The organism is Streptomyces sp. T028 (genome assembly GCF_048159505.1).
Lineage (GTDB): Bacteria > Actinomycetota > Actinomycetes > Streptomycetales > Streptomycetaceae > Streptomyces.
Genome location: NZ_JBLRVZ010000019.1, coordinates 102,732 through 123,655, shown reverse-complemented (window position 1 = coordinate 123,655; position 20,924 = coordinate 102,732). Strand labels below are relative to the sequence as shown.

Annotated in this window: 27 protein-coding genes and 1 pseudogene; 20 read left to right on the top strand and 8 right to left on the bottom strand. The window is 69.3% G+C overall.

All coding sequences use genetic code 11. The features are described 5' to 3' along the window. Positions 1 to 92: 92 nt before the first annotated feature. On the bottom strand, positions 93 to 476 hold the full coding sequence (locus ACLZN2_RS19100) for a winged helix-turn-helix transcriptional regulator (protein WP_416979686.1): 384 nt from the start codon (positions 474 to 476) through the stop codon (positions 93 to 95). Positions 477 to 652: 176 nt separating this feature from the next. Here ACLZN2_RS19100 and ACLZN2_RS19095 point away from each other — a divergent pair, with 176 nt between their 5' ends. From ACLZN2_RS19095 to ACLZN2_RS19040, 12 genes and pseudogenes are all read left to right on the top strand, one after another. Further along, on the top strand, positions 653 to 1,141 hold the full coding sequence (locus ACLZN2_RS19095) for a luciferase family protein (RefSeq protein ID WP_416979685.1): 489 nt from the start codon (positions 653 to 655) through the stop codon (positions 1,139 to 1,141). Positions 1,142 to 1,204: 63 nt separating this feature from the next. Further along, complete coding sequence (locus ACLZN2_RS19090; RefSeq protein WP_416979684.1) at positions 1,205 to 1,672, top strand: ester cyclase; 468 nt, start codon at positions 1,205 to 1,207, stop codon at positions 1,670 to 1,672. 46 nt (positions 1,673 to 1,718) lie between these two features. After that, positions 1,719 to 1,847, top strand: coding sequence for a hypothetical protein (locus ACLZN2_RS19085; RefSeq protein ID WP_416979683.1), 129 nt, complete (start codon positions 1,719 to 1,721; stop codon positions 1,845 to 1,847). A 60-nt stretch (positions 1,848 to 1,907) separates the two neighbouring features. Continuing rightward, positions 1,908 to 2,192, top strand: a pseudogene (locus tag ACLZN2_RS19080) (IS110 family transposase); the annotation flags it as partial. An 18-nt stretch (positions 2,193 to 2,210) separates the two neighbouring features. Next, positions 2,211 to 2,915, top strand: a complete 705-nt coding sequence (locus ACLZN2_RS19075; protein ID WP_416979682.1) for a response regulator transcription factor — start codon at positions 2,211 to 2,213, stop codon at positions 2,913 to 2,915. 123 nt (positions 2,916 to 3,038) lie between these two features. Beyond that, positions 3,039 to 4,298: a cytochrome P450 gene (locus ACLZN2_RS19070; RefSeq protein ID WP_416979681.1), complete on the top strand. Its 1,260-nt coding sequence runs from the start codon at positions 3,039 to 3,041 to the stop codon at positions 4,296 to 4,298. Beyond that, on the top strand, positions 4,295 to 5,293 hold the full coding sequence (locus tag ACLZN2_RS19065) for a cupin domain-containing protein (RefSeq protein WP_416979680.1): 999 nt from the start codon (positions 4,295 to 4,297) through the stop codon (positions 5,291 to 5,293). The genes ACLZN2_RS19070 and ACLZN2_RS19065 overlap by 4 nt, the downstream gene beginning before the upstream one ends. Next, a complete protein-coding gene (locus ACLZN2_RS19060) occupies positions 5,293 to 6,147 on the top strand; it encodes a fumarylacetoacetate hydrolase family protein (protein WP_416979679.1) in 855 nt (284 codons plus the stop codon). The genes ACLZN2_RS19065 and ACLZN2_RS19060 overlap by 1 nt, the downstream gene beginning before the upstream one ends. Before the next feature lie 64 nt (positions 6,148 to 6,211). Beyond that, the gene (locus ACLZN2_RS19055; RefSeq protein WP_416979678.1) at positions 6,212 to 6,520 is read left to right on the top strand and encodes a 2Fe-2S iron-sulfur cluster-binding protein; all 309 of its coding nucleotides are present in this window, start codon (positions 6,212 to 6,214) and stop codon (positions 6,518 to 6,520) included. Positions 6,521 to 6,568: 48 nt separating this feature from the next. Beyond that, the gene (locus tag ACLZN2_RS19050; protein ID WP_416979677.1) at positions 6,569 to 7,108 is read left to right on the top strand and encodes a VOC family protein; all 540 of its coding nucleotides are present in this window, start codon (positions 6,569 to 6,571) and stop codon (positions 7,106 to 7,108) included. Positions 7,109 to 7,220: 112 nt separating this feature from the next. After that, positions 7,221 to 8,414 carry an NAD(P)/FAD-dependent oxidoreductase gene (locus ACLZN2_RS19045; RefSeq protein ID WP_416979676.1) on the top strand — a complete coding sequence of 398 codons (1,194 nt, stop codon included), beginning with the start codon at positions 7,221 to 7,223 and terminating at the stop codon, positions 8,412 to 8,414. Between the two features lie 44 nt (positions 8,415 to 8,458). Then, the gene (locus tag ACLZN2_RS19040; RefSeq protein WP_416979675.1) at positions 8,459 to 10,804 is read left to right on the top strand and encodes a transketolase-like TK C-terminal-containing protein; all 2,346 of its coding nucleotides are present in this window, start codon (positions 8,459 to 8,461) and stop codon (positions 10,802 to 10,804) included. Positions 10,805 to 10,940: 136 nt separating this feature from the next. On the opposite strand, the gene ACLZN2_RS19035 is transcribed toward ACLZN2_RS19040, so the two are convergent. Then, positions 10,941 to 11,135, bottom strand: a complete 195-nt coding sequence (locus tag ACLZN2_RS19035) for a hypothetical protein (protein WP_416979674.1) — start codon at positions 11,133 to 11,135, stop codon at positions 10,941 to 10,943. Between the two features lie 337 nt (positions 11,136 to 11,472). Between ACLZN2_RS19035 and ACLZN2_RS19030 the strand changes: the two genes are divergently transcribed. After that, on the top strand, positions 11,473 to 11,616 hold the full coding sequence (locus tag ACLZN2_RS19030) for a hypothetical protein (RefSeq protein ID WP_416979673.1): 144 nt from the start codon (positions 11,473 to 11,475) through the stop codon (positions 11,614 to 11,616). 194 nt (positions 11,617 to 11,810) lie between these two features. Here ACLZN2_RS19030 and ACLZN2_RS19025 read toward each other — a convergent pair whose 3' ends face one another. The 3 genes from ACLZN2_RS19025 to ACLZN2_RS19015 all read right to left on the bottom strand — a co-directional run bounded on the left by ACLZN2_RS19025 (position 11,811) and on the right by ACLZN2_RS19015 (position 14,239). Further along, positions 11,811 to 11,918, bottom strand: coding sequence for a hypothetical protein (locus tag ACLZN2_RS19025; RefSeq protein WP_416979672.1), 108 nt, complete (start codon positions 11,916 to 11,918; stop codon positions 11,811 to 11,813). 395 nt (positions 11,919 to 12,313) lie between these two features. Beyond that, positions 12,314 to 13,300 carry an aldo/keto reductase gene (locus tag ACLZN2_RS19020; protein WP_416979671.1) on the bottom strand — a complete coding sequence of 329 codons (987 nt, stop codon included), beginning with the start codon at positions 13,298 to 13,300 and terminating at the stop codon, positions 12,314 to 12,316. Between the two features lie 48 nt (positions 13,301 to 13,348). Next, positions 13,349 to 14,239 (bottom strand): helix-turn-helix domain-containing protein, encoded by an 891-nt coding sequence (locus ACLZN2_RS19015; RefSeq protein ID WP_416979670.1) that lies wholly within the window; start codon positions 14,237 to 14,239, stop codon positions 13,349 to 13,351. 225 nt (positions 14,240 to 14,464) lie between these two features. Here ACLZN2_RS19015 and ACLZN2_RS19010 point away from each other — a divergent pair, with 225 nt between their 5' ends. Both ACLZN2_RS19010 and ACLZN2_RS19005 read left to right on the top strand, forming a co-directional pair. Beyond that, positions 14,465 to 14,788, top strand: a complete 324-nt coding sequence (locus tag ACLZN2_RS19010) for a carboxymuconolactone decarboxylase family protein (RefSeq protein ID WP_416979669.1) — start codon at positions 14,465 to 14,467, stop codon at positions 14,786 to 14,788. 32 nt (positions 14,789 to 14,820) lie between these two features. Next, positions 14,821 to 15,222: a cupin domain-containing protein gene (locus ACLZN2_RS19005; RefSeq protein ID WP_416979668.1), complete on the top strand. Its 402-nt coding sequence runs from the start codon at positions 14,821 to 14,823 to the stop codon at positions 15,220 to 15,222. Positions 15,223 to 15,369: 147 nt separating this feature from the next. Here the strand turns inward: ACLZN2_RS19005 and ACLZN2_RS19000 are convergent, their stop codons facing one another. Continuing rightward, the gene (locus ACLZN2_RS19000; RefSeq protein ID WP_416979667.1) at positions 15,370 to 15,582 is read right to left on the bottom strand and encodes a hypothetical protein; all 213 of its coding nucleotides are present in this window, start codon (positions 15,580 to 15,582) and stop codon (positions 15,370 to 15,372) included. 80 nt (positions 15,583 to 15,662) lie between these two features. Beyond that, positions 15,663 to 16,037: a hypothetical protein gene (locus ACLZN2_RS18995; RefSeq protein ID WP_416979666.1), complete on the bottom strand. Its 375-nt coding sequence runs from the start codon at positions 16,035 to 16,037 to the stop codon at positions 15,663 to 15,665. A gap of 263 nt (positions 16,038 to 16,300) precedes the next feature. On the opposite strand from ACLZN2_RS18995, the gene ACLZN2_RS18990 reads away from it, so the two are divergent. From ACLZN2_RS18990 to ACLZN2_RS18975, 4 genes are all read left to right on the top strand, one after another. Beyond that, positions 16,301 to 16,465: a hypothetical protein gene (locus ACLZN2_RS18990; protein ID WP_416979665.1), complete on the top strand. Its 165-nt coding sequence runs from the start codon at positions 16,301 to 16,303 to the stop codon at positions 16,463 to 16,465. A 103-nt stretch (positions 16,466 to 16,568) separates the two neighbouring features. Further along, the gene (locus ACLZN2_RS18985) at positions 16,569 to 16,754 is read left to right on the top strand and encodes an SDR family oxidoreductase (protein WP_416979664.1); all 186 of its coding nucleotides are present in this window, start codon (positions 16,569 to 16,571) and stop codon (positions 16,752 to 16,754) included. Between the two features lie 280 nt (positions 16,755 to 17,034). Further along, positions 17,035 to 18,249, top strand: coding sequence for an MFS transporter (locus ACLZN2_RS18980; RefSeq protein ID WP_416979663.1), 1,215 nt, complete (start codon positions 17,035 to 17,037; stop codon positions 18,247 to 18,249). A 128-nt stretch (positions 18,250 to 18,377) separates the two neighbouring features. Next, complete coding sequence (locus tag ACLZN2_RS18975; RefSeq protein WP_416979662.1) at positions 18,378 to 19,256, top strand: helix-turn-helix transcriptional regulator; 879 nt, start codon at positions 18,378 to 18,380, stop codon at positions 19,254 to 19,256. Between the two features lie 142 nt (positions 19,257 to 19,398). Here ACLZN2_RS18975 and ACLZN2_RS18970 read toward each other — a convergent pair whose 3' ends face one another. Continuing rightward, positions 19,399 to 20,010 carry a TetR/AcrR family transcriptional regulator gene (locus ACLZN2_RS18970; protein ID WP_416979661.1) on the bottom strand — a complete coding sequence of 204 codons (612 nt, stop codon included), beginning with the start codon at positions 20,008 to 20,010 and terminating at the stop codon, positions 19,399 to 19,401. A gap of 65 nt (positions 20,011 to 20,075) precedes the next feature. On the opposite strand from ACLZN2_RS18970, the gene ACLZN2_RS18965 reads away from it, so the two are divergent. After that, the gene (locus tag ACLZN2_RS18965) at positions 20,076 to 20,906 is read left to right on the top strand and encodes an SDR family oxidoreductase (protein ID WP_416979914.1); all 831 of its coding nucleotides are present in this window, start codon (positions 20,076 to 20,078) and stop codon (positions 20,904 to 20,906) included. Positions 20,907 to 20,924 lie beyond the last annotated feature (18 nt).

The window sequence follows — 20,924 nt, the reverse complement described above, 5'->3', positions numbered from 1 at the left end:
AATCGCCGCCGCAGCCGCCGCGAGCGCACAGGGCGGCCGCCTTGAGCTGGCCACCTAGGCTACGCAACGCACCTTCTTTATAAAGACCAAGCTCAGCCTTCGGCCCAGGCCGCCTCTTCTGCCTGCGCGGTGTCGTAGGCGCGGCGGGCTGCGGCGACCTGCTGCATATGCGCACCGGACCAGCTCGTGAGGGTGTCGAAGACTGGGATCAGGGTGCGGCTCAGGTCGCTGATCTCGTATTCCACGCGTGGCGGGATCTCCGCGTGGTAGGTGCGGACGACCAGGCCGTCGCGTTCGAGTTGGCGCAGGCGCTGGGTGAGAACCTTCGGCGTGATCGAGGGCACGGCCCTTTGCAACTCGTTGAAGCGCAGCCGACCGTGGTGTGCCAGCGCCCACAGGATCGGCGTCGTCCAGCGGCTGAACACCAGGTCAAGCATCGGGTTGATCGGGCACGCCTGCTCAGTCACGTCGGTCATGGTCTTTCCTTCGCCTCAGGATTCCCGCCACCGCGGGCACTTTCCTCAAGGTAACCACTATATCGGAGATAGTAGCCTGGTGGTAGAAGAAGCGGCGCCTGGAACACCCACCGGGGCGCTGACACGTCGGACCCGCCCCGCCACGGGCAGGTCCTGGACGCGAAGGAGGTATCACCATGACATTCCCGGCACTGCCCGAACGCGAGGGCACTCGGCCCCGGACCGGCCCCGAGGTCCCGCACCTCCAGCTCACCCAGACCAGCCCGCCGCAGATCAGGGAACAGTTGCGGCAGTGGATGGCCGGCACACTGCCCGGCACCGTCACGGGCCGCAGCGAAATCTCCGCCCCCGACACCTGGGCGGTTCTCCTCAAGGACGTCGCCCCGGCCAAGGACGCCGTGCTCTTCCCGCCCCGCTGGAACGCGGAGTTCGCCCACCTGCACGCCGACGGCAGCCTCCACCTGGCCCTGGACCCAGCCGACCACGCCTCGTTCCTGGCCTCCGGCTGGGGCGAGAAGCACCCGCTCTACCATCGCGGCGTCAACGTCGTCATGTTGTACGCCCCTCGCGACCAGGCCGACCTCGCCGTGGCCGGGAAGGTCATCGCGGCCGCCTACGAGTACGCCACCGGCCGCGCCCCAGTCACCGGAACCGCCGCGGCCTGACCCCGGCCCCGGAAACGGAACCCATCGCAAGCAAGACCAAGTGAACGCAGAAGGAAAAGAGACATGTCAGATCTTGAGAATGGCACCGAGCAGGACCTCGTCACGGCGAACATCGCCCGGCAGAAGGCAGCCGATGACGGCTTCAACACCCACGACATGCAGGCTTTCGAAGCGCTCCACACCGACGACGTCAAGGTGTACCTCACCGGACGCACCGAGCCGACGACCGACATCCACACCCACCGCGCAGACACCGAAGCCCTCATCACGGCATTCCCCGACATCCGAGTCGACAACGACCCGTACCGCACCACGTTCGGGGGCGGCGACTGGACATGTGCGATGAGCCTGATGCGCGGCACGCACACAGGACCGCTACAGGGCCCTGGCGGCCGGGTCATCCCGCCGACCGGCAAGTCCTTCGTGGTCAACTTCGCCACCATGTGCCGCTGGGACGACAACGGCAAGATCGCCGAGGAATACGTCATGTGGGATGCCCCCGCACTGATGGAGCAACTCGGCCTGGCCTAACGGAACCTGCCGGGTCGTTGAGACTCGGTGCCGTAGCCACCAGCAGGTGAGCACCTTCCTCGCCGGAACTTTCGAGTTCTGCTGTCAGACCGTGCCCCTGCTGGTCGGCCGGGAGGCCAGACCGCTGATGGGGTGGCGTGCCCGCTCCATGGGGCGTGAGCACTGGATCCATTAGGCCGCGTCCGTGCCTTCCGCAGGCTCCATGGGAAGCGAACTGCCTGACCGGGAGGATGATTTGCTGCTGATCGGTGACGACTGGGCCGAGGACCACCACGATGCCGAGCTTCAGGACGAGACCGGCCGACAGCTGGCCGCGATGCAGCTGCCCGAAGGCGCAGCGGGCATCGCGAAGCTGCACGAGCTCGTCGCCCGGCACGGTGGTGAGGACCTGGATCCGGCCGAGGTGGTGGTGGGGATCGAGACCGACCGCGGTTCCTGGGTGCAGGACCGCTCCCTGATCGCCTCCGGCTACCAGGTCTACGCGATCAACCCCCGACAGGTCGCCCGGTTCAAAGAACGCTAACGGGGTACCACCCTGGTGCTGGAGCTGCCCCGGGTCCAGCCCGTGCGCCGCGACCTGGAGGACGAACGCTGGCCGGCTGCCGTGCCGGACAGCGAGCCGTCGCCGTCGCTGCGGGTGTACGTACTCGATCCCCACGGGGTGAGAGGTGCCGGACTGAGGCACTTCCTCGACGCCCAGCACGAATTGCGGGTGGTGGGGAACGCCGCGACGATCTCCGAGGCCCGGCGCTCGATCGGCTGGCTGCGCCCCGACATCGTGTTTCTCGACGCGGAGGACGAGACCGCCCCCGTGGCCACCCGTGAGGTGCACCAGGTGTCACCGGACTCGATCGTGGTGGGCCTGACCAGCCGTATGGGGAAGGCACTGGACGGCGAACTCCTGAAGGCGGGCGCTGCCGGAGTGCTCCCGCAGGATCTGGAGCGCGCCGAGCTTCTCGGGGCGATCACGCGACTGGTGCGCGGGGATTCGCCGGAACGACGGACATGGACGGCCCACGCCGTGCCACAGGGTGCTTCCGCGCTGAACTCCCGGGAGTGGGACGTGCTGAAGCTGATCGCCGAGGGCCGCACCAACTCCGAGATCGCGGCGGAGCTCTATCTTGCGCCCAAGACCATCGAACGCCACGTCGCGACGGTGATCCGCAAGATCGGGGCCCGCAATCGGGCCCACCTCGTCGCCCTGGCGATCGGCCGCGGACTGGTGCGCGCGCCCCTCGACTGACCGCACGCGGGCAAGGCTGCGGGTTCTCCCCCACGCACATGCAGGTCTTCCCGCTTATCCGCGATGTCCTCTCCGTCGCAGACTTCGGGCACTGGCACCCGGCAAGACGCACGGAGGAGAGACATGGGTACACCTGATGTCGCCACAGGCGGGACGCTGGAGACGACGGCCGAGGCTCGCTCCTTCGACCTGTTCGATGTTCCCGAGGGGTACTTCGACGATCCCCAGCGCTGGCTGAGGCTGCTGCGTGACCACGACCCGATCCACAGCAATTCCGACGGCACGGTGCTGCTGACCCGCTACCACGACGTCCGCCGCGTCTGGCGGGACCTGTCGGCGTCCGTCGACAAGAGTGAGATGTTCCTCCGCAAGTTCGGCGAGGGCCCGCTCCTGCGTCACCACACGACCGGAATGCTCTTCCGCGACCCGCCGGACCACGACCGGCTTCGGATGATCGTCAATCCGTTCTTCGACCCCGACCAGGTGGAGCGGTTCCGCCCGTTCATCAACGACCTGACGGACCGGCTGCTGGACGAGGCCGCCGACCGCGGCGAACTGGACTTCGTCGCCGACTTCGCCCGGCGGATCCCCATCTCCCTGATCACCCGCATCGTGGGTTTCCCGCCCGAGGACGGCGGCCTGCTGCGCTCGCTCGGGCTGCGGGTGCTCTTCCCGCTCAACCCGCGGGTGAGCCAGGAGGTCATCGACGACGGCAACGCCGCGGCCGCCGAGTTCTCCGACTACATCCTCGAACACGTCCGCCGGGTCCGGCGCCGTGGTGTCGACGGCGAACCGGAGAGCGTGATCGAAGCTCTGGTCGCGGCCGAGGCCGAGGACCGGAGGATGTCCGAGGAGGAGGTGGTGCAGATGTGCCTGCTCGTGTTCAACGGCGGCCACGAGACCACCACCAACCTCATCGCGGTCGGTACGCACCACCTGCTGAATCACCCCGACGAGTACGCCCGGCTGCCGGAGTTCACGGAAGAGCAACTGCCGGGCGCCGTCGAGGAACTGGTCCGCTACGTGACGCCCTTGCAGCTCCAGGGGCGTCGTACGACGAAGGACCTGGAGCTCGCGAGCGGTCCGCTGGCCGCCGGCACGGAGGTCATCCTCTGCCAGGCGTCGGCCAACCGCGACGAGCGGGCCTTCGACGACCCGGCTCGGCTCGACCTGAGGCGCACGTCGAACGCGCACGTCTCGTTCGGCCTCGGGGTGCACGCCTGCCTGGGCAACCAACTGGCCCGGCTGGAAGCGAAGATCGTGTTCCCCAAGCTGGCCCGCCGTTTCCCGGCCCTCGCCCGAGCGGGAGCGCCGGCCTTCAACGAGAACGTCCGCTTCCGGGGCCTGAACAGCCTCCCGCTGGACGTGGGAGTCAACGCATGACCACCACCAGCCTGACACACGACCCGGCCGGCTTCTACGACCGTCTCGGCCCGTTGCACTACGAGCCGCTGTGGCGGATGCGGGGCGCCCTCCCCCTCGAGCCGGTCACCGCGATGGTGCCCCACCTGTGGCGCTACGACGAGGTACGCCCGCTGATCATGGAGGCGGGCGACCTGATCACCGCCGAGGAAGCCGAACGACGGGTTCTGGCTCTCAAGAACCCCGGCACGGCCACCCACGAGGTGGCCAGGGCGACCGACACCCTGTGGGCCGCGATCCAGCTCGTCCTGCCCGGTGAGGTGGCCCCCGCCCACCGGCACACCCCGGCCGCCCTGCGCTTCGTCATCGAGGGCGAAGGCGGCTACACGACGGTGAACGACGAGCGATACGACATGCGCCCCGGTGACCTCATCCTGACCCCGAACTGGTCCTGGCACAGTCACGGCCACACCGGCGGCGCGCCCATGCTGTGGCTGGACGGGCTGGATCTTCCGCTCTCGCACGCGCTGCACACCGTCTTCGCCGAGTTCCCCCCTGCCGAGGCGAGGCGGCCCGCCGCCTCTCCGGCCGGCCCGGCCAGAACCCACGCGTTTCCCTTCGCGGAGATGCGGGCCGCACTCGAAGCCCGCCGCGACGAGCCGGGCGATCCGTACGACGACATCCTGATCGAATACCTCCACCCGGAGACCTCCGGCCCGGTCATGCCCACCATCTCGGCGGCCATACAGCTGCTGCGCCCGGGCGTACGCACCGCGGCACACCGGCACACCCACAGCGTCGTGTATCACGTGGCCGCCGGATCGGGGTGGTCGACCATCGGCGGACAGCGCTTCGAGTGGACCCGGGGCGACACCTTCGCCGTCCCCTGCTGGGTACCGCACCGGCACGCCAATCCGACCAACGGGGACGCCCTTCTCTTCTCCTTCTCCGACGCGCCCGTCCTGGACGCGCTCGGCCTGTCACGGGAGAGCGCCGTCGACGAGGAGATCCACTGATGCGGCTGTACACGTTCGACGACTACCGCCTCGGCGCACAGGCCGACGACGGCCGACTGGCCGACATCACCGACCTCGTCAGCGCTGACATCGCCCCGCGCGACCGCATGACGGCGCTGATCACGCACTGGGATCGACTCGCCTCTCAGGTGCGAGGAGCCGTGCGATCGCCGTCCGGCCCGGCCCTCTTTGACGTCACGGTCCGCGCCCCGCAGCCCAGGCCCCGCACCCTCCTCGCCGCGCCGGTGAACTACCTGCGCCACCAGGCCGAGATGGGCGGCGACGGCGGTGTGTACGCCGACGCCGACATCAAGACGATCGCGTCGTACGCCGGCTTCGTGAAGGCGAGTTCGTCGATCACGGGCCCTGACGGAGCCATCGAGATCCCCTTCCCGGACCGGCGCGTCGACCACGAGGCCGAGGTCGGCGTCGTGATCGGGCGCCGTGCCTCCCGGGTTCCGCGCGAGCGGGCACTCGACCATGTCTTCGGCTACGTGCCGCTGCTCGACATCACCATCCGCGGCGAGGAGGACCGGTCCTACCGCAAGAGCTTCGACACCTTCACCCCGATCGGTCCCGCCATCGTGACCGCCGACGAGATCCCCGATCCCGCCGACATCGCGTTCCGGCTGAGCGTCAACGGACAGGAACGGCAGAAATCCACGACCCGTCATCTGATCTATGACATCCCGCGCCTGATCGAGCTCTACTCCGAGGCCATGACGCTGGAGCCCGGGGACATCATCGCCACCGGAACACCCGAGGGTGTGGGACCCATCTCCCCCGGAGACCAGGTGGTCCTCACCGTCGAGGGCGTCGGCGAGCTCACCATGCCGGTCGTCGAGCGACCATGACAGGCCTCTTGCGCACACTTTTTCGAGCCGTCTCCACATCTGTGAAAGAAAGCGGGAACCAGCCGTGATCATCGTGAATGGCCAGGACGGGGCACGACATGAATTCGACGCCAAGAAGGGGCAGGCACTCATGTGGCAGCTCCGCCCCCTCAAAGCGGGAGTCGTCGGGCTCTGCAACGGAAACGCGGCCTGCGGGACCTGTCACGTGTACGTCGCTCCCGAGTGGGCCGACCGCCTCGAAGCCCCGGACGAGTACGAGGAGGAAATGCTCGCCGAGATGAGCAATCGTCAGAAATTCTCCCGTCTGAGCTGCCAGATCGAGTACCAGCCTGATCTCGACGGTCTGGAACTGACTGTCGCCCCCCGCCGCTGACCCCGACCCACTGCCGCCAAGGCATCACCCGGACAACGGAGTTCGACCATGCCACAGATCACCAGAAGTCACCGGACCGACAAGCCTCTCCTCGACATCACCATGATCTCCCACGGCACGCTCGGGTCGGTCGACCTGCAGGTCTCACGCCGGTTCTACGAGGAGGTACTCGGCTTCGACGTCATCCAGCTGAGCCCGGTCTCGATACTGCTGCGCAAGGGCAGCGACCACACCTACGTCGTGGTCGAGACCGGTGAGCAGAGCAGGATGTCGATGCTCGACCACAACGGAATCGACGTCGCCTCCCGCGCAGCGGTCGACGCGGCCCACGAGGCGCTGCACTCGGTCAAGGACGAGTACGGGATCCAGCGCATCAACCCCGTCATGGAGCAGCACGGCGCCTACTCCTTCTACTTCAGGGACGTGGACGGGAACTGGTGGGAGCTGCTGCACGGCCGCTCCCAGGGCTATGCCTTCGCCTACGGCGAAGGCCGTGACATCACCGGTCGCACGGACGTGGATCCCGCCGACATGGAGCACGTGCTCGACGACGAGTTCGCCGAGCGCCTGCTCGGCGGAAGGGGCTGAGACATGCCACTCGTGGAAGCCGAACTCATGGACCACCTCTTCGACGGCGAGTTCGTGGGGGAACCGGCCGCCAAGCGCGCCGAGTCCGACACGGATTGAGGACAGGAGCGACATGCCGAGCAACATCGTCGTGGTCGGCGGCAGCGTCGCCGGGGTACAGGCCCTGCAGACCCTGCGGGCCTCCGGTTACGACGGCCGACTGACCCTCGTGGGCGCCGACCCCGAACTTCCGTACAACCCCACGCCGTTGTCGAAGGAACTTCTCACCGGGGAGATGGACGAGGACGACGTCCGCCTCCTGGTGGACGAGGAGTACGAGGATCTCCAGGTGGACCTGCGACTCGGGACACCGGCGCAGGCCCTGGACCTCACGGAGCGCAAAGTCCACGTCGGCCCTTCGCGTCTGGCCTACGACGGGCTGATCATCGCCACCGGCTCCGAGGCCGTCCGCCCCCGCGGCTGGTTCGACCTCGAGGGAGTCCACACCCTGCGCAGTCTCGACGAGGCCCGGCGCATCAATCAGGCCATGAACAGCGGCAGTCCGTCCGTAGCGATCGTGGGGGCCGGTTTCATCGGCCTGGAGATCGCCGCCGCCGCCCGCCACCACGGTCTCGACGTCACCGTCGTCGAAGCCGCGCCGTCCCCACTCCAGCGGGCGGTGCCCGCGGCACTGGCGGCGCCCGTGGTCCGCCTGCACCGCGACAGCGGAGTACGTGTGTTGTGCGGCGTCGGAGTGGCGCGGCTCGTCGGGTCGGGGCGGGTCGACAAGGTCGAACTCACCGACGGCACCGTCCTCGACGCCGATCTCGTCGTGGTCGGCGTCGGCGCCCGGCCGGCCACGGGGTGGCTGACGGGGTCGGGGCTCGCCCTCGACGACGGGATCGTCACCGACGCGACGCTGCTGACCAGCGCGCCCGGGGTCTACGCCGTCGGCGACGCGGCCCGCTGGACCGGCCCGGACGGCCGGACGATCCGGGTCGAACACTGGACCAACGCCCGTGAGCACGGACGACGAGCGGCCCTGAACCTGATCGACCCGCAGTCCGCGGAGCCGTACGCCGGAGTGCCGTACGTCTGGTCCGACCAGTTCGGGCAGCGCTTCCAGCTCGCCGGCACGGCACACGCCGAGGACCTCTACTTCCTCAGCGGAAGCCCCGAGGACGAGACCTACGTCGCGCTTCTCGGCGACGGCAACAAGGTCGTGGGTGCCGTCGGATTCGGCGGCCACCCACGGCAGTTCACCAAGGCCCGGCGCCTGGTTACGGCGGGCACCCCATGGCCGGAGGCCATCGGCCAACACCAGTGACCCCGGACGCGTTCCGCGCGATCCGGGGAGGAGAAAGGCAATTCATGGTCACCACTGTCGATTCGGCGACCCCCGACATCCGGGACGGCTCCCGGAAGGAGCTGCTGCGCACGCTCGGCATCGTCGAGAAACGCGTGTTGTGGCTCGCCACCGCGATCATCGACCACGCGAACCGGGTGCGGCCCAATCCCTCAGGGCTGAAGGTCGGTGGCCACCAGGCGTCGAGCGCTTCGATGACCTCCATCATGACCGCCCTGTGGTTCCATGAACTCACCCGGCACGACCGGGTGTCGGTCAAGCCGCACGCGTCTCCCGTCCTGCACGCCATCAACTACCTGCTGGGCGACCTCGCACCGGAGTTCCTCACCCAACTGCGGTCCTTCGGTGGCCTGCAGAGCTACCCCAGCCGTTCCAAGGACCCCGATCCGGTCGACTACTCCACCGGATCCGTGGGCATCGGCGCGACCGCGCCTCTGTGGGGAGCCATCGCCCGCCGCTACGTCGACGGCCGATTCGGCGGCGCGGACAGCGGCCGCCAGTATTCGCTGCTCGGGGACGCGGAACTGGACGAGGGCGCGATCTGGGAGGCCGTGCAGGATCCCATGGTGGCCGGCCTCGGCGAGATCGTCTGGGTCGTCGACCTCAACCGCCAGTCACTGGACCGGGTGGTCCCCGGAACGGCGGCGGAGCGACTGCGCGGCATGTTCGCCGCCGCCGGCTGGCAGGTCCTGACCCTCAAGTACGGGCAGCTCCTGGAGGAACTGTTCGCCCGCCCCGGCGGCGCCGAACTGCGCCTGCGTCTGGACACCATGGAGAACCCCGAATACCAGCGGCTGCTGCGCTGCACCCCGCAGCAGCTGCGGGACCGGTTGCCCGGCACGGGCACCTCGTCGGCGGCCGTGGCCGAGCTGATCACCCAGTTGGACGACGACACCCTGCACCGCGCGGTCCGCAACCTCGGCGGTCACGACCTCGGCGCGCTGTTGACGGCCTACGACGACATCGACGACTCCCGGCCGACCGTGATCTTCGCGTACACGGTCAAGGGGCACGGGCTGCCGACCGAGGGCCATCCGCAGAACCACTCCTCCCTCCTGACAGGCGAACAGATGGCCGAGTTCGCCGCCCGCCTGGGAGAGGACCTCGAAGCTCCCTGGTCGGTCTTCGCCGACGGCTCGCCGGAGGCGACGCTGTGCGCGGCGACGGCCGAGCGGCTGCGCAGGCCGCGCCAAGAAGCGCTGACTCCCCCAGCGGTGCCCGCCGACCTCGACCGGGCGGCTCCCGGCGGTGTCGGAAACACCCAACAGGCCCTCGGCCGCGTCCTGCTGGACCTGACCCGCAAGGCACCGGAGGTGGCAGGCCGGATCGTCACCGTGAGCCCGGACGTCAGCTCGTCCACCAACCTGGGCGGCTGGCTGAACAAGGTCGGCGTCTGGTCACCGACCGAGCGCACCAACTGGTTCGCCGACGACGCCGAGACAATCCTGCACTGGCGGGAGAAGCCCTCCGGCCAGCACCTCGAACTCGGCATCGCCGAGACGAACCTGGTCGGGCTGCTCGGCGAACTGGGCGCCACCTGGAGCCGCTGGGAGCAACCGCTGCTGCCCATCGGCGTGGTCTACGACCCCTTCGTCAACCGTGCCCTGGAGCCCTGGTCGTACGGTATCTACGCCGGCGGCCAGTCCATCCTGGTCGGTACCCCCTCCGGCGTCACCCTGGCCGCTGAGGGCGGCGCCCACCAGTCGATCACCACACCGTCGTTGGGCATCGAGCAACCCGGATGCGTCTCGTACGAGCCCGCGTTCGGGATCGACACGGAGTGGTGCCTCCTGGAGTCGCTGTCCAACCTCGGCAAGCCCGACGGCAGTTCGGCGTACCTGCGGCTGTCGACGAGGCCGGTGGACCAGAGCCTGGCGGCCGTACCGACCGATCCGGCCGCGCGCGAACGCCGCCGTCGCCAGACCGTAGCCGGCGCCTATCCGCTACGCCGCGCCCATACCCCGGCGGTCACCATCGCCGTGATGGGCGCCCTGGTGCCCGAGGCCCTGGCCGCCGCCGACCGGCTCGCCTCCCTCGGACACCCGGCCGATGTCCTCTGCGTCACCAGCCCCGACCTGCTCTTCCGGGCCCTGCGGGCCCGGCGGGGACAGGAGGACGCACCCAGCTGGATCCTCGACCAGGTTCTCCCTGCGGAGCGCGCCACCCCCCTGGTCACCCTCGTCGACGGGCATCCGCACACACTGGCCTTCCTGGGCACGGTGAACAACGTGCCGGTGACCACCCTCGGCGTCAGCCGGTTCGGTCAGTCCGGGGCACTCGACGACGTGTACCGGTACCACCACATCGACACCGACAGCGTCGTGCGGGCCGCCCTCGATCTCATCGGGTGAGACGCGCGCAGCACCGAGCCCACCCGAACAGCCGCCGGCCGAGCCCTGTCCTGCCCGACAGTCGGCCGGAGGTTCCATGTCCGGACAATCCTCGATGCGACATCGATAACAAAAGCCAGGTCGCCGAATTTTCGGCTCACCCGCTGGGGCCCTGCTGACCTTCCAGAAGATCCACGACGCCGACATGCGCACTGGCCCGGCGCCCCTGACCGACACTGAACGCGCAGCCGCCGAAGCCCACACCCCACCCGCCCTCACTGCGGCCAAGCCCGAACCGGTACACCCACAGCCGGAGATCGTTCCGGCCTACCTGGCAGATGCCGTCGACCACGACTCCCTCCTCGATACACACGGCGGATGGGAGAAATGGCGGACCTGGTCGGACAAGACACCCCACGCCATCCACGAATCCCAGACCCTGCGTATCGAGCGCGTCCACGAAACCCACGCCCACGAAACAGCGTGGACCCTGGCCGCCTGCGAGGCGCCCGTATCCGACTGCATATGGGTCCTCACCGCGACCGGCACCGCCCCTTCCCAGTGCTGCAGGAACTGCTGGACCACCTCGCCGGCAGCGACGGCTGGGAAACCGCCATCGGCGCACCGGTGGGCGAGAAGCTGGTCACCACGGCCACTCAGCCCCTCTCCGGAGCGGATCGAAGCACACCGTGGACGGGCGATGGATCCGCTGGACGTCCCCCGCCGGGGACGCGGGTGTCCCGTTCGACGCCTTCACCGCCCAGCACCCGAGCCAGAACCTGGCCACCTGGACCGTCTGGGCTCGTCCTGACCCGGACCTGACCCGGACCTGAGGCTGGTCCCCCTTGGTACCGCAGTACCACTCCCGCATTCAAGGAAGTCCCCCGCGGCCTCAGGGGTCACGCCCGATAATGTGTGCGACGGCCTGGTCAGCCTCACCGGCGCCGACGTCGTCCCCCGAGCGGCGCCTTCCCGCGCTACCACCGCAACCCCGGCTGGGGCGAGCCGAGGGCGACGGCGACCTCACTCACCCGTGCGTCGCACCGGGCAGCAGCCAGCCCTGGCGCTCCAACCGGTTCGCCTCCCGGACGACCCGTTTCACGTACGACGCCTTGCTGCCGTAGAGCGACTTCATCCGCTCCTGCGAGAAGGGCTCCCGGGCGGCGGAGCTGCTGGAAGGGCGGCGGGGTTTCGCGGCCGTCGTCGAGGGCCGGGGAGTCCGCGGAGTTTCCGTCGCCGCCCTGGGAGCTGCCGGAGACCCGGCCGCCCTCCCGGCTCCTGGCGGATGCCGTGTTATTTCAGTCATTCTGTGAAGAAGCCGCATTGTCAGTTCGGTCGACAGCCTGCGCTTCATAGCCCCTCGGCACCAGGAATGCCGCCCCGAGCCCCCAGTACTTCGTGAAGAAGGCGTTGTAGTTGGCCATTTTGTCGGCCCGCAGTTGGCCGATCGGGAGTTGATTGATGGCGCTGGTGCGCCGGTGGCCGGTACCTCCAGGCCGGCCACGGCCGCACTGTTGGGGCGCGGTCCGTTTACTTGTCGACCAGACTCATGTGGACCTCGTTGTAGCGGTCGCCGCGGACGCCGACGCGGGCCGCCAGCGCGTCCAGGTCCGCCTGCTCGTCCGCGGACAGGGCGAGCTGCGTGGCGGCGGCGTTCTCCTCCACCCGTGCGATGCGGCGTGTGCCGGGGATCGGCACGATCGACGGGTGCTGGGCGAGCAGCCAGGCCAGGGCCACCTGTCCGGGTGTGGCGTTCTTCGCGCGCGCAAGGGCGGCTACGTGGTCGATCAGTGCCTGGTTGGCGGCGAGGTTGTTCTGGTCGAACCGTGGGATGGTGGTGCGGATGTCGTCGTCGGTGAACGCGGTCGTGGTGTCGACGGTGCCGGTGAGGAAGCCCTTGCCGAGCGGGCTGAACGGTACGAATCCGATGCCGAGTTCGGCGAGCGTGGGCAGGACTTCGGGTTCGGGGTCGCGGGTCCACAGAGAGTACTCGCTTTGTACCGCCGTCACGGGATGGACGGCGTGCGCACGGCGGATCGTCGCGGCACCCGCCTCTGACAGGCCGAAGTGCCGCACCTTGCCGGCCTGCACCAGCTCTGCCACGGCGCCCGCGACGTCCTCGATCGGCACGTCGGGGTCGACCCGGTGCTGGTAGAAGAGGTCGATCGTGTCCGTGCGCAGCCGGCGCAGCGAGGCGTCCGCCACCCGCTTGATCTGCTCCGGCCGGCTGTCGAGACCGACGGCCTTGCCGTCTTCGATGCGCCAGCCGAACTTGGTCGCGATGACGACCTGGTCACGCACAGGGGCGAGTGCTTCGCCCACGAGCTCTTCGTTGGCGTAGGGGCCGTAGACCTCGGCGGTGTCGAAGAAGGTGATGCCGCGGTCGACGGCGCCACGGAGCACGGCGATCATGTCCTGCCGGTTGCCGGGATTGGGGCCGTAGCTCTGGGACATGCCCATGCAGCCCAGGCCGATGGCCGAGACCTTGAGGCCCTGACCGAGGATACGCGTGTGCATTGTGGTGGCTCCTTGCGGTGATCGAGGTCCGGCGGCGAGGGGCACGGTTCAGTGGCTGCCGGTACGGTCCGGGTCTGCGGTTGCGGAGGCGTCTTCGGTGGCGGCCCAGGCGGCCAAGAGCTGCAGTGCGTCCTGCGCCGGGGTATGAGGTCCGGTGCTGTAGGCGGTCAGGGTCAGGCCGGGCTGTGCGGGCAGTTCCATGGCGTCGAAGTCGAGGGTGATGTCGCCGACGACTGGGTGACGGAAGCCTTTGCGGCCAGTGTGGTGCAGGCGCACGTTGTGCTTGGCCCACGCGTTGCGGAACTCCTCGCTGCGGGTGACGAGCTCGCCGATCAGCCCGGTCAGGTCTCTGTCGCCGGGAGCCCGTCCGGCCGCGGTGCGCAACAGGGAGACGGTCGTGTTCACGGACTGCTCCCAGTCGGGGAAGAAGTCCCGGCCGTGCGGGTCCAGGAACTGGAAGCGGGCGATATTGACCGGGCGTGGTGCGCCCTCGGTGAACAGCGGAGAGTACAGGGCGCGGCCGAGGCGGTTGACGGCGAGGATGTCGAGGCGGCCGTTGCGGATGAAGGCCGGGGAGTCGGTCATGGAGTCAAGGACGCGCAGGACGCTGTGCGGGAGCGGGCCGCGGGTGCGTTTGGTCCGGCGGGTGGGGCGTCGGGCGACGGCGCGGGCGAGGTCGTAGAGGTGGGTGTGTTCGGCCTCGTCGAGTTGCAGGGCACCCGCGACCGCGTCGAGGACTTCCTCGGAGGCTCCGGCGAGGTGGCCGCGTTCGAGGCGGACGTAATAGTCGACGCTGACGCCGGCGAGCATCGCGACTTCCTCGCGGCGCAGCCCGGGCACGCGCCGGTTGCCGCCGTAGGCGGGCAGCCCGGCCTGCTGGGGGGTGATCTTGGCGCGGCGGGAGGCGAGGAACTCGCGGATGTCGCTCTCGGTACTCACGCCCTTCAGGCTAGGCGGGCCGGCGTAGGCGAGGGGGGTTCTGTCAGTACCTGGAACGGCCGTACCTTCCGCACTCGCGGGACCTGCGGTTCCCTCGGTGGTGGCCGCTGCTGCGGCTCCCGGCCGGGCCACCTCGGACGAGAGCTTCGGGCTGCCAGGGCGGGCACCTGGTCCCGGGACGGGAGTGCCCGGTTACACGCCGTTCGTGAGCGAAGGAGTTGTCCTATGGCGAAGCAGTCCGCACCCCAGGAGCTGGCCGGCATCGCGCCCAAACTCGTCGAGGTCACCAACGAGGTCCTCTTCGGCGACGTCTGGGAGCGGCCCGGGCTCTCCCCGCGGGATCGCAGCCTGGTCACCGTGAGCGTGCTCGCCGCGCTGTACCGCAGCGAGCAACTCGGCTACCACCTGCGCGTGGCGCTGGAGAACGGGCTGAGTGTGGAGGAGCTGTCCGAGGCGATCACGCACCTCGCCTTCTACGCCGGCTGGCCCAACGCGATGACCGCGATCACCCTGCTCAAGCAGATCGCCGACGAGCAGGCCGCCGCCTGACCACGCCACCTGCGACAAGAAAGGCACCACTCATGGAATTGTTGAACAAGCAGCCGACGATGAAGTTGCCCGCCCAGTGGTTCACCGGGGACGCGTGGGCGGACGTGATCTACCGAGGTGAGGAACCCTCCCGCGCCCGAGCGAACGCGGTGCGCTTCGCACCCGGCGCCCGGACCGCCTGGCACCGCCATGGCCTGGGCCAAACCCTCTATATCGTCGAGGGCATCGCCCTGATCCAGTCCCGCGGCGGCGAGATCCTCCAGGCCCATCCGGGCGACGTGATCTGGACGCCGCCGGGCGAGGACCACTGGCACGGTGCCGCCCCGGACCACTTCATGACACACATCGCACTGTGGGAGACCGACGAGGTCGACTGGCTCGAACACGTCAGCGACGACGAGTACGGCGGCCCACGCGCCAGAACCCACCGCTGAGGACAACCCGTGCGGAGCACCATCACGTGCGGACTCATTCTCTGCGCTGCTGGTGACGTGTGCTTCGAGGAGCGAGCCGACCCGAAGATCATAAGGGCGACCGAGTGCATCAACCCGGCCAGGCAAATCCCCTTCGCTCGCCTCGCTCTACCGAATGCCGTCGCCGAGGCCGAACTCGGTCCGCATGGAGGCCTTGATCGACCCCGCCGGAGAGGAGGAATCCTGGGCGGCGGCCCGCGAACGGCCGACGAACACCATGGTCACCCTCGCCATCGAGCGCCGCCGGACCATGCGGGCCGTCCTGATGGAACCCAGGATCATCAGGTTCGCTCCGAAGATGACGTCGTGCCGGCGGGTCATGGGCCGGATGAACCGGCTACTGGTGGGCAGCGTCGCCGGGCCCGACGGCTCGGCCCGGACGGCGCTGTTCGTCGCCGCGGTCAGCGGGGGGCCGTACACCCGCTGGTGGAGAGTCTCGACGACGACACCCTGCGGGCCCAACTGCTGCCGATCGCGCAGCGGTTCCTCGAGGAGAACTGAAGCCGCCGTCTGCTCCCAGGCACGTGGGCCAGGTGCATGCCGGTGGCGGTGGCGGTGACCCAGTCGGGTTCGGCCACCGGCAGACTCGGCTGCTTGTCCTGGAGATCGACGTCGACCGCGTACCCGAAGCCGGCGGCCTCCGCAGCCTCGAGGGACGTCCGGTCGCCCTCCGGCACGGCGTGGACCACCCGTCGGCAGCCGGGGTCCGCCGCGCGGACAGCGTGCAGGAGGGACCCGAGAAGCCCCGGCGTGCCGGAGTCGACGAGAAGTTCCACGTCCCGGGCACCGACCGGGTAGGCCTCGCGCAGCCGGCCCGCCGCGCAGCGCTCCGCACCGAGACGGCCTCGGTGCCGTCCGGCCCGCGCAATCGCAGACGGCCCGTGAAGCGCGTCCAGGACTCCACGGTGGTCCGCCGGGAGCCGGGGACGTCGAGCGGCGGCAGGGCCGGCACCGTGAGCATCGTCAGTTCCCCTCGTCGGCCAGGCGCCGGATGCTGACCTTGTCGAGCTTTCCGGAGGCGTTCTGGGGACGGGGGACAGTGGGAGTCGGCGACCTCCTCTCCGGCACCGACGCCGACTGGAACCTGTCCTGGCAGGTCAACGTCCTCGGCATGGCCCGACTCTGCCGCCTCGCCGCACCCCACCTCGCCGCCCGCGGCCCCGGCGCCGTCGTCAACGTCACCAACACGCTGTCGTCGGCCTGACTCGCCTCCTCGCCGCCGAAACTCGGCCCTCAGCGCATCCGGGTCAACGCCGTAGCCCCGGGCTTCATCCACACCGACATGGGGGGCGGCGGAGCTGGAGAGGATGGCCGAGGAGGCGGGCACCTCGGTCGAGGATGCCACCGAGGCAGCGGTCAAGGACGTCCCCCTGGGCAAACTCGGCAGTGCGGACGACGTGGCGGACGTGGTCGGCTGGCTCGCGTCCGCGGCCGCCTTGGTCACGGGCGTCGTCATCCCGGTCAGCGGTGGCATCAGCCCTGGCCTGAACTGACGACAGCTCGCGCGGCGTACGGCGAAGACCGGTGATGTCGGGGGTTCTGCCAGTACCCCTCACGGCAGGGACTCCCACGTCCCGGCTGCGTCCCATTGGATGGCCCCGGAAACCCCGGCAACGGTGTGGGAAGCCTCTGTCCGAGTTCGCGCTCCTTCTGGCGCGTCAAGGCGGGCCCATGACGCGCTACCGCGCGAACTCCGCAGACTCGACGCCTCGCGGTGCAGCCCCACCCTGCAGAAGACAAGGACCTGTTGTGACCTCTGTGTCCCATGGCGGGATGCCCCCGGCGCGCACCGCCGTTTTCGCGATCGCCTCCGGTCTGGTCATCGGCAATCTCTACTGGGCCCAGCCGCTCATCGAGACCATCGCGGCGTCCCTCGGTGTCTCGCCCTCCAGCGCCGCAACCCTCGTGACGGCCACGCAGGTCGGATACGCGCTCGGCATCTTCCTCCTTGTGCCGCTCGGTGATGTCCTTGACCGGCGTCGCCTCATTCCCCTCGTTCTGGCCCTGTCCGCCGTGATGCTCTTGGGCGCCGCCCTGGCCCCTACGTTCTCAGTGCTCCTCGCGGCGCTCGGCGGCGTAGGACTGACGACGGTCGGCGCGCAGCTGCTGGTACCGCTGGCCAGCGAGCTCGCCGACCCCGAGCGGCGCGGGCGAGTCGTCGGCGCGGTCGCCTCCGGAATCCTGATCGGCATCCTGCTCTCACGCACGATCAGCGGTCTCGTCGCCGATCTCCTCGGCTGGAGGGCCATATACGTGATCGCTGCCGCGGTGGCGATCGCCCTGGCCGGCGTACTCCGCGCGGTCATTCCGACCCTTGAACCCCGTGCTGCCGTTCCCTACCTACGCCTGCTGGGGTCGGTCTTCACCAGCGTGGCACGCCATCGCGCGGCTCCTCCGACACTGATCCTCTGCGCCTCGGTCTTCGCAGTGTTCTCGTTGTTCTGGACGTCGACGACCTACCTGTTGACGGCCGCACCGTTCTCCTATTCGACCAGTCAGATCGGCCTGCTGGGCCTGGCGGGCCTTGCCGGTGCCGTCGCGGCCCGGCGCGCGGGCGCACTGCACGACAGGGGCTGGTCCGTGCCGGCCACCGGCGCCTCGCTCGCGGTGCTGGGGCTGGCCTTGGTCGCCGCCTGGGCCTCCCGGGGCTCGATCATCGCGTTGACCGTCGCTGTCATCGTGCTCGACATCGCCGCTCAGCATGTATTCGTGCTGAGTCAGACCCGGCTGTTCGCCCTGCCCGGGGCCGCGCACAGCCGACTGAACACGGGACTGGTCGTCAGCAACTTCCTCTGCGGCGCGGTCGGATCGGCGGCCGCCGGCCCCTTGTGGGCGCTCGGCGGCTGGACAGCGACCATGGTCGCCTCCTTGGCCATCACACTCGTCGGCCTTGCCGTCTGGGCCGCCAGTCGCGGCCGTCTTGAGGACACCAGCTCTCCGGACGACCCTTCCGACCCGCGAGTGGAGACTGCGAAAACATCCCTTTAGGTCCGTGAGACACGTGGTGCAAAGATCGACGGCACCGACCTCGGTTCCGCGCCGCATGTGCGGATCCCTCTTGTGAGAGGTACTGACAGGGACCCCCAGCCGCCGCATGGTCTTTCTACACTGGATCCATGAACAATCGGGCCGAGGTCAGCGCATTCCTGAGGTCTCGCCGCGACAAGATCACGCCGGAGCAGATGGGGCTGCCGGTGTATGGGCGGCGGCGGGTGGCTGGGCTGCGCCGCGCGGAGGTCGCGATGCTGGCAGGAGTCAGCGTGGACTACTACACGCGTCTGGAGCGTGGCGACCTCCGCAGCGCCTCGGACAGTGTCCTGGACGCGCTCGCCCAGGCCCTGCGGCTCGATGACACCGAGCGGGATCACCTCTTCGCCCTGGCCCGTGCGGCCAACGCGGGACCCGTCCGCGGCCGGCGTCGGCCCATGAAGGCCACCGTGCGCCCCAGCGTGCTGCGCATCATCGAGGGCCTGCACGACCAGCCCGCCTACGTGCGCAACAACCGACTGGACATCCTGGCGGCCAACCCGCTCGCCCGCGCTCTGCACTGCCAGGCGTTCGAGCACGAGCCCGTGAACCCATGCCGGTTCGTCTTCCTCGACCCGCGGGCGCCTGCGTTCTACCGAGACTGGGAGCGCGTGGCCCGCGACGGGGTGGGGGTACTGCGGGTCGAGGCCGCCAGGAGCCCCTACGACCGCGAGCTCCAGAACCTGATCGGTGAACTGTCCACCCGCAGTGACGCCTTCCGCACCATGTGGGGCGCGCACGACGTGCACGTCCACACCGACGGCACCAAGCGGTTCCGTCACCCGGTGGTGGGCGAGCTGGAGCTGGCCCACGAGACGCTGGCCCTGCCCGGCGACGCGGGTCTGTCCCTCACCGTCTACAACGCGGAATCCGGCACGCCGGCCGCTGACGCGTTGCAGCTCCTGGCCAGTTGGGCAGCCACCCGGACCCCGGCCGACGTTGCCGTGCAGTCCGAAACGGAGCGCTGACCGAGGCGGACCTCTCGTAGAACTCCGCTCGCGCTCTGCCCGCGCGCGTGCCGTTTGCCGTACGCCTCCGGGTCCCGTGGGTCTGCCTCTCCCAGCACCACGGGGACAGCAACGCCAAGCAGCCCAGCCGCGCCTTTCGAGGTCAGTGACCAGCGGTGCGCAGCCCTGCCAGCAGAATCTCGAGCAGGTGCTCGGTCCGTTGGAGTGAGACGTCGCTTGTGCGGGTGAGGAGCTGATAGAGGACCGAGCCGATGAGGGCGTCAGCAACCGCTTCGAGGTCGGCATCGGCGCGGAACTCGCCGCTCGACACCCCCGAGCGCAGGCAGCTCACGACGGCGGCGTGCTGCGCACTGGTGTGGTGACGATAGAGGCTTTCGGCGTCGTGCGGGCTCTCAGCGGCCGCAGCGGTCAAAGCGAGAATCATGGCTGCGTGGCGTGGATCGCCGACCGAGGTGGCGTAGGCGCGGAACCAGTCGGTCAGCTGCTGAGCGGCACTGCCCGTGACGCCAGTCCAGGGCAGGCGGATGTCGGGCACGACAGCGAGAAAGCTGTGCAGCACGGCGTCGCCGACGAGAGCCGCTTTGGAGGACCAGCGGCGGTAGAGCGTGGGCTTGCCGACCCCGGCCGCGGCGGCGACCTTCTCCATCGACAGACCGGCGTAGCCCTCGCGCAGGAGGACTTCCCGGGCTGCGCCGAGGATGGCCTCGTCCCTGCTCGCATCCCGGGGCCGTCCAGGCAGCCGTGCCTCATCCATGGCGGCTCATCCTACGAGAGGTACACTCGCATTACGAAACGTATCGTAACGATATGGAGGTGCTCATGGGCGCGAACGTGGTGGTCGTCATCGGCGTGGGCGGAATGGGACAGGCCATCGCCCGGCGCCAGGGCACGGGCAACAAGGTGCTGCTCGCCGACTTCAACGAGGAGACTCTCGCCGTCGCCGCAGATCTACTGAGCGGGCAGGGACACGACATCATCACGCAGACGGTCGACGTCTCCTCACGCTCTTCGGTCGCCGCTCTCGCGGACATGGCTGCGCAGCTCGGCTCCGTCGCCCAGCTCGTGCACACCGCGGGACTCTCCCCTGTTCAGGCCCCCGCCGCCGCGGTCCTGAAAGTGGACCTGCTCGGCACGGCGCTGGTCCTGGAAGTATTCGAGCGGGTCATCGCACCTGGCGGATCAGGCCTCGTGATCTCCAGCATGGCCGGCTACATGCTGCCCGCCCCCCTGAGCGCGGAGCAGGAGCACGCCCTCGCCCACACGCCCGCCGACGATCTGCTGGACCTGCCCTTCACCGACCCGGAGGTCGCAGGCCAGGGCGCCTACGGGCTGGCCAAGTACGGCAACCGGCTGCGCGTCCAGGCCGCCAGCGCACCCTGGGGCGAGCGGGGAGCCCGAATCAACTCCATCAGCCCCGGCGTGATTGCCACTCCCATGGGACAGCAGGAACTCGACGGGGAAAACGGCCAGATGATGCGCGCCCTGATCGCCGCGTCAGGAAGCGGCCGCCTGGGTACTCCCGACGACATTGCCGAGGCCGCAGCCTTCCTGCTGGGACCCGGCGCCACCTTTATCACCGGAAACGACCTGCTCGTGGACGGCGGCGTCGTGGCGGCCATCCGCGCGGGCCGTCTTGCCCCGGCCGCGTAATGGGAGCTACGGGGCCGG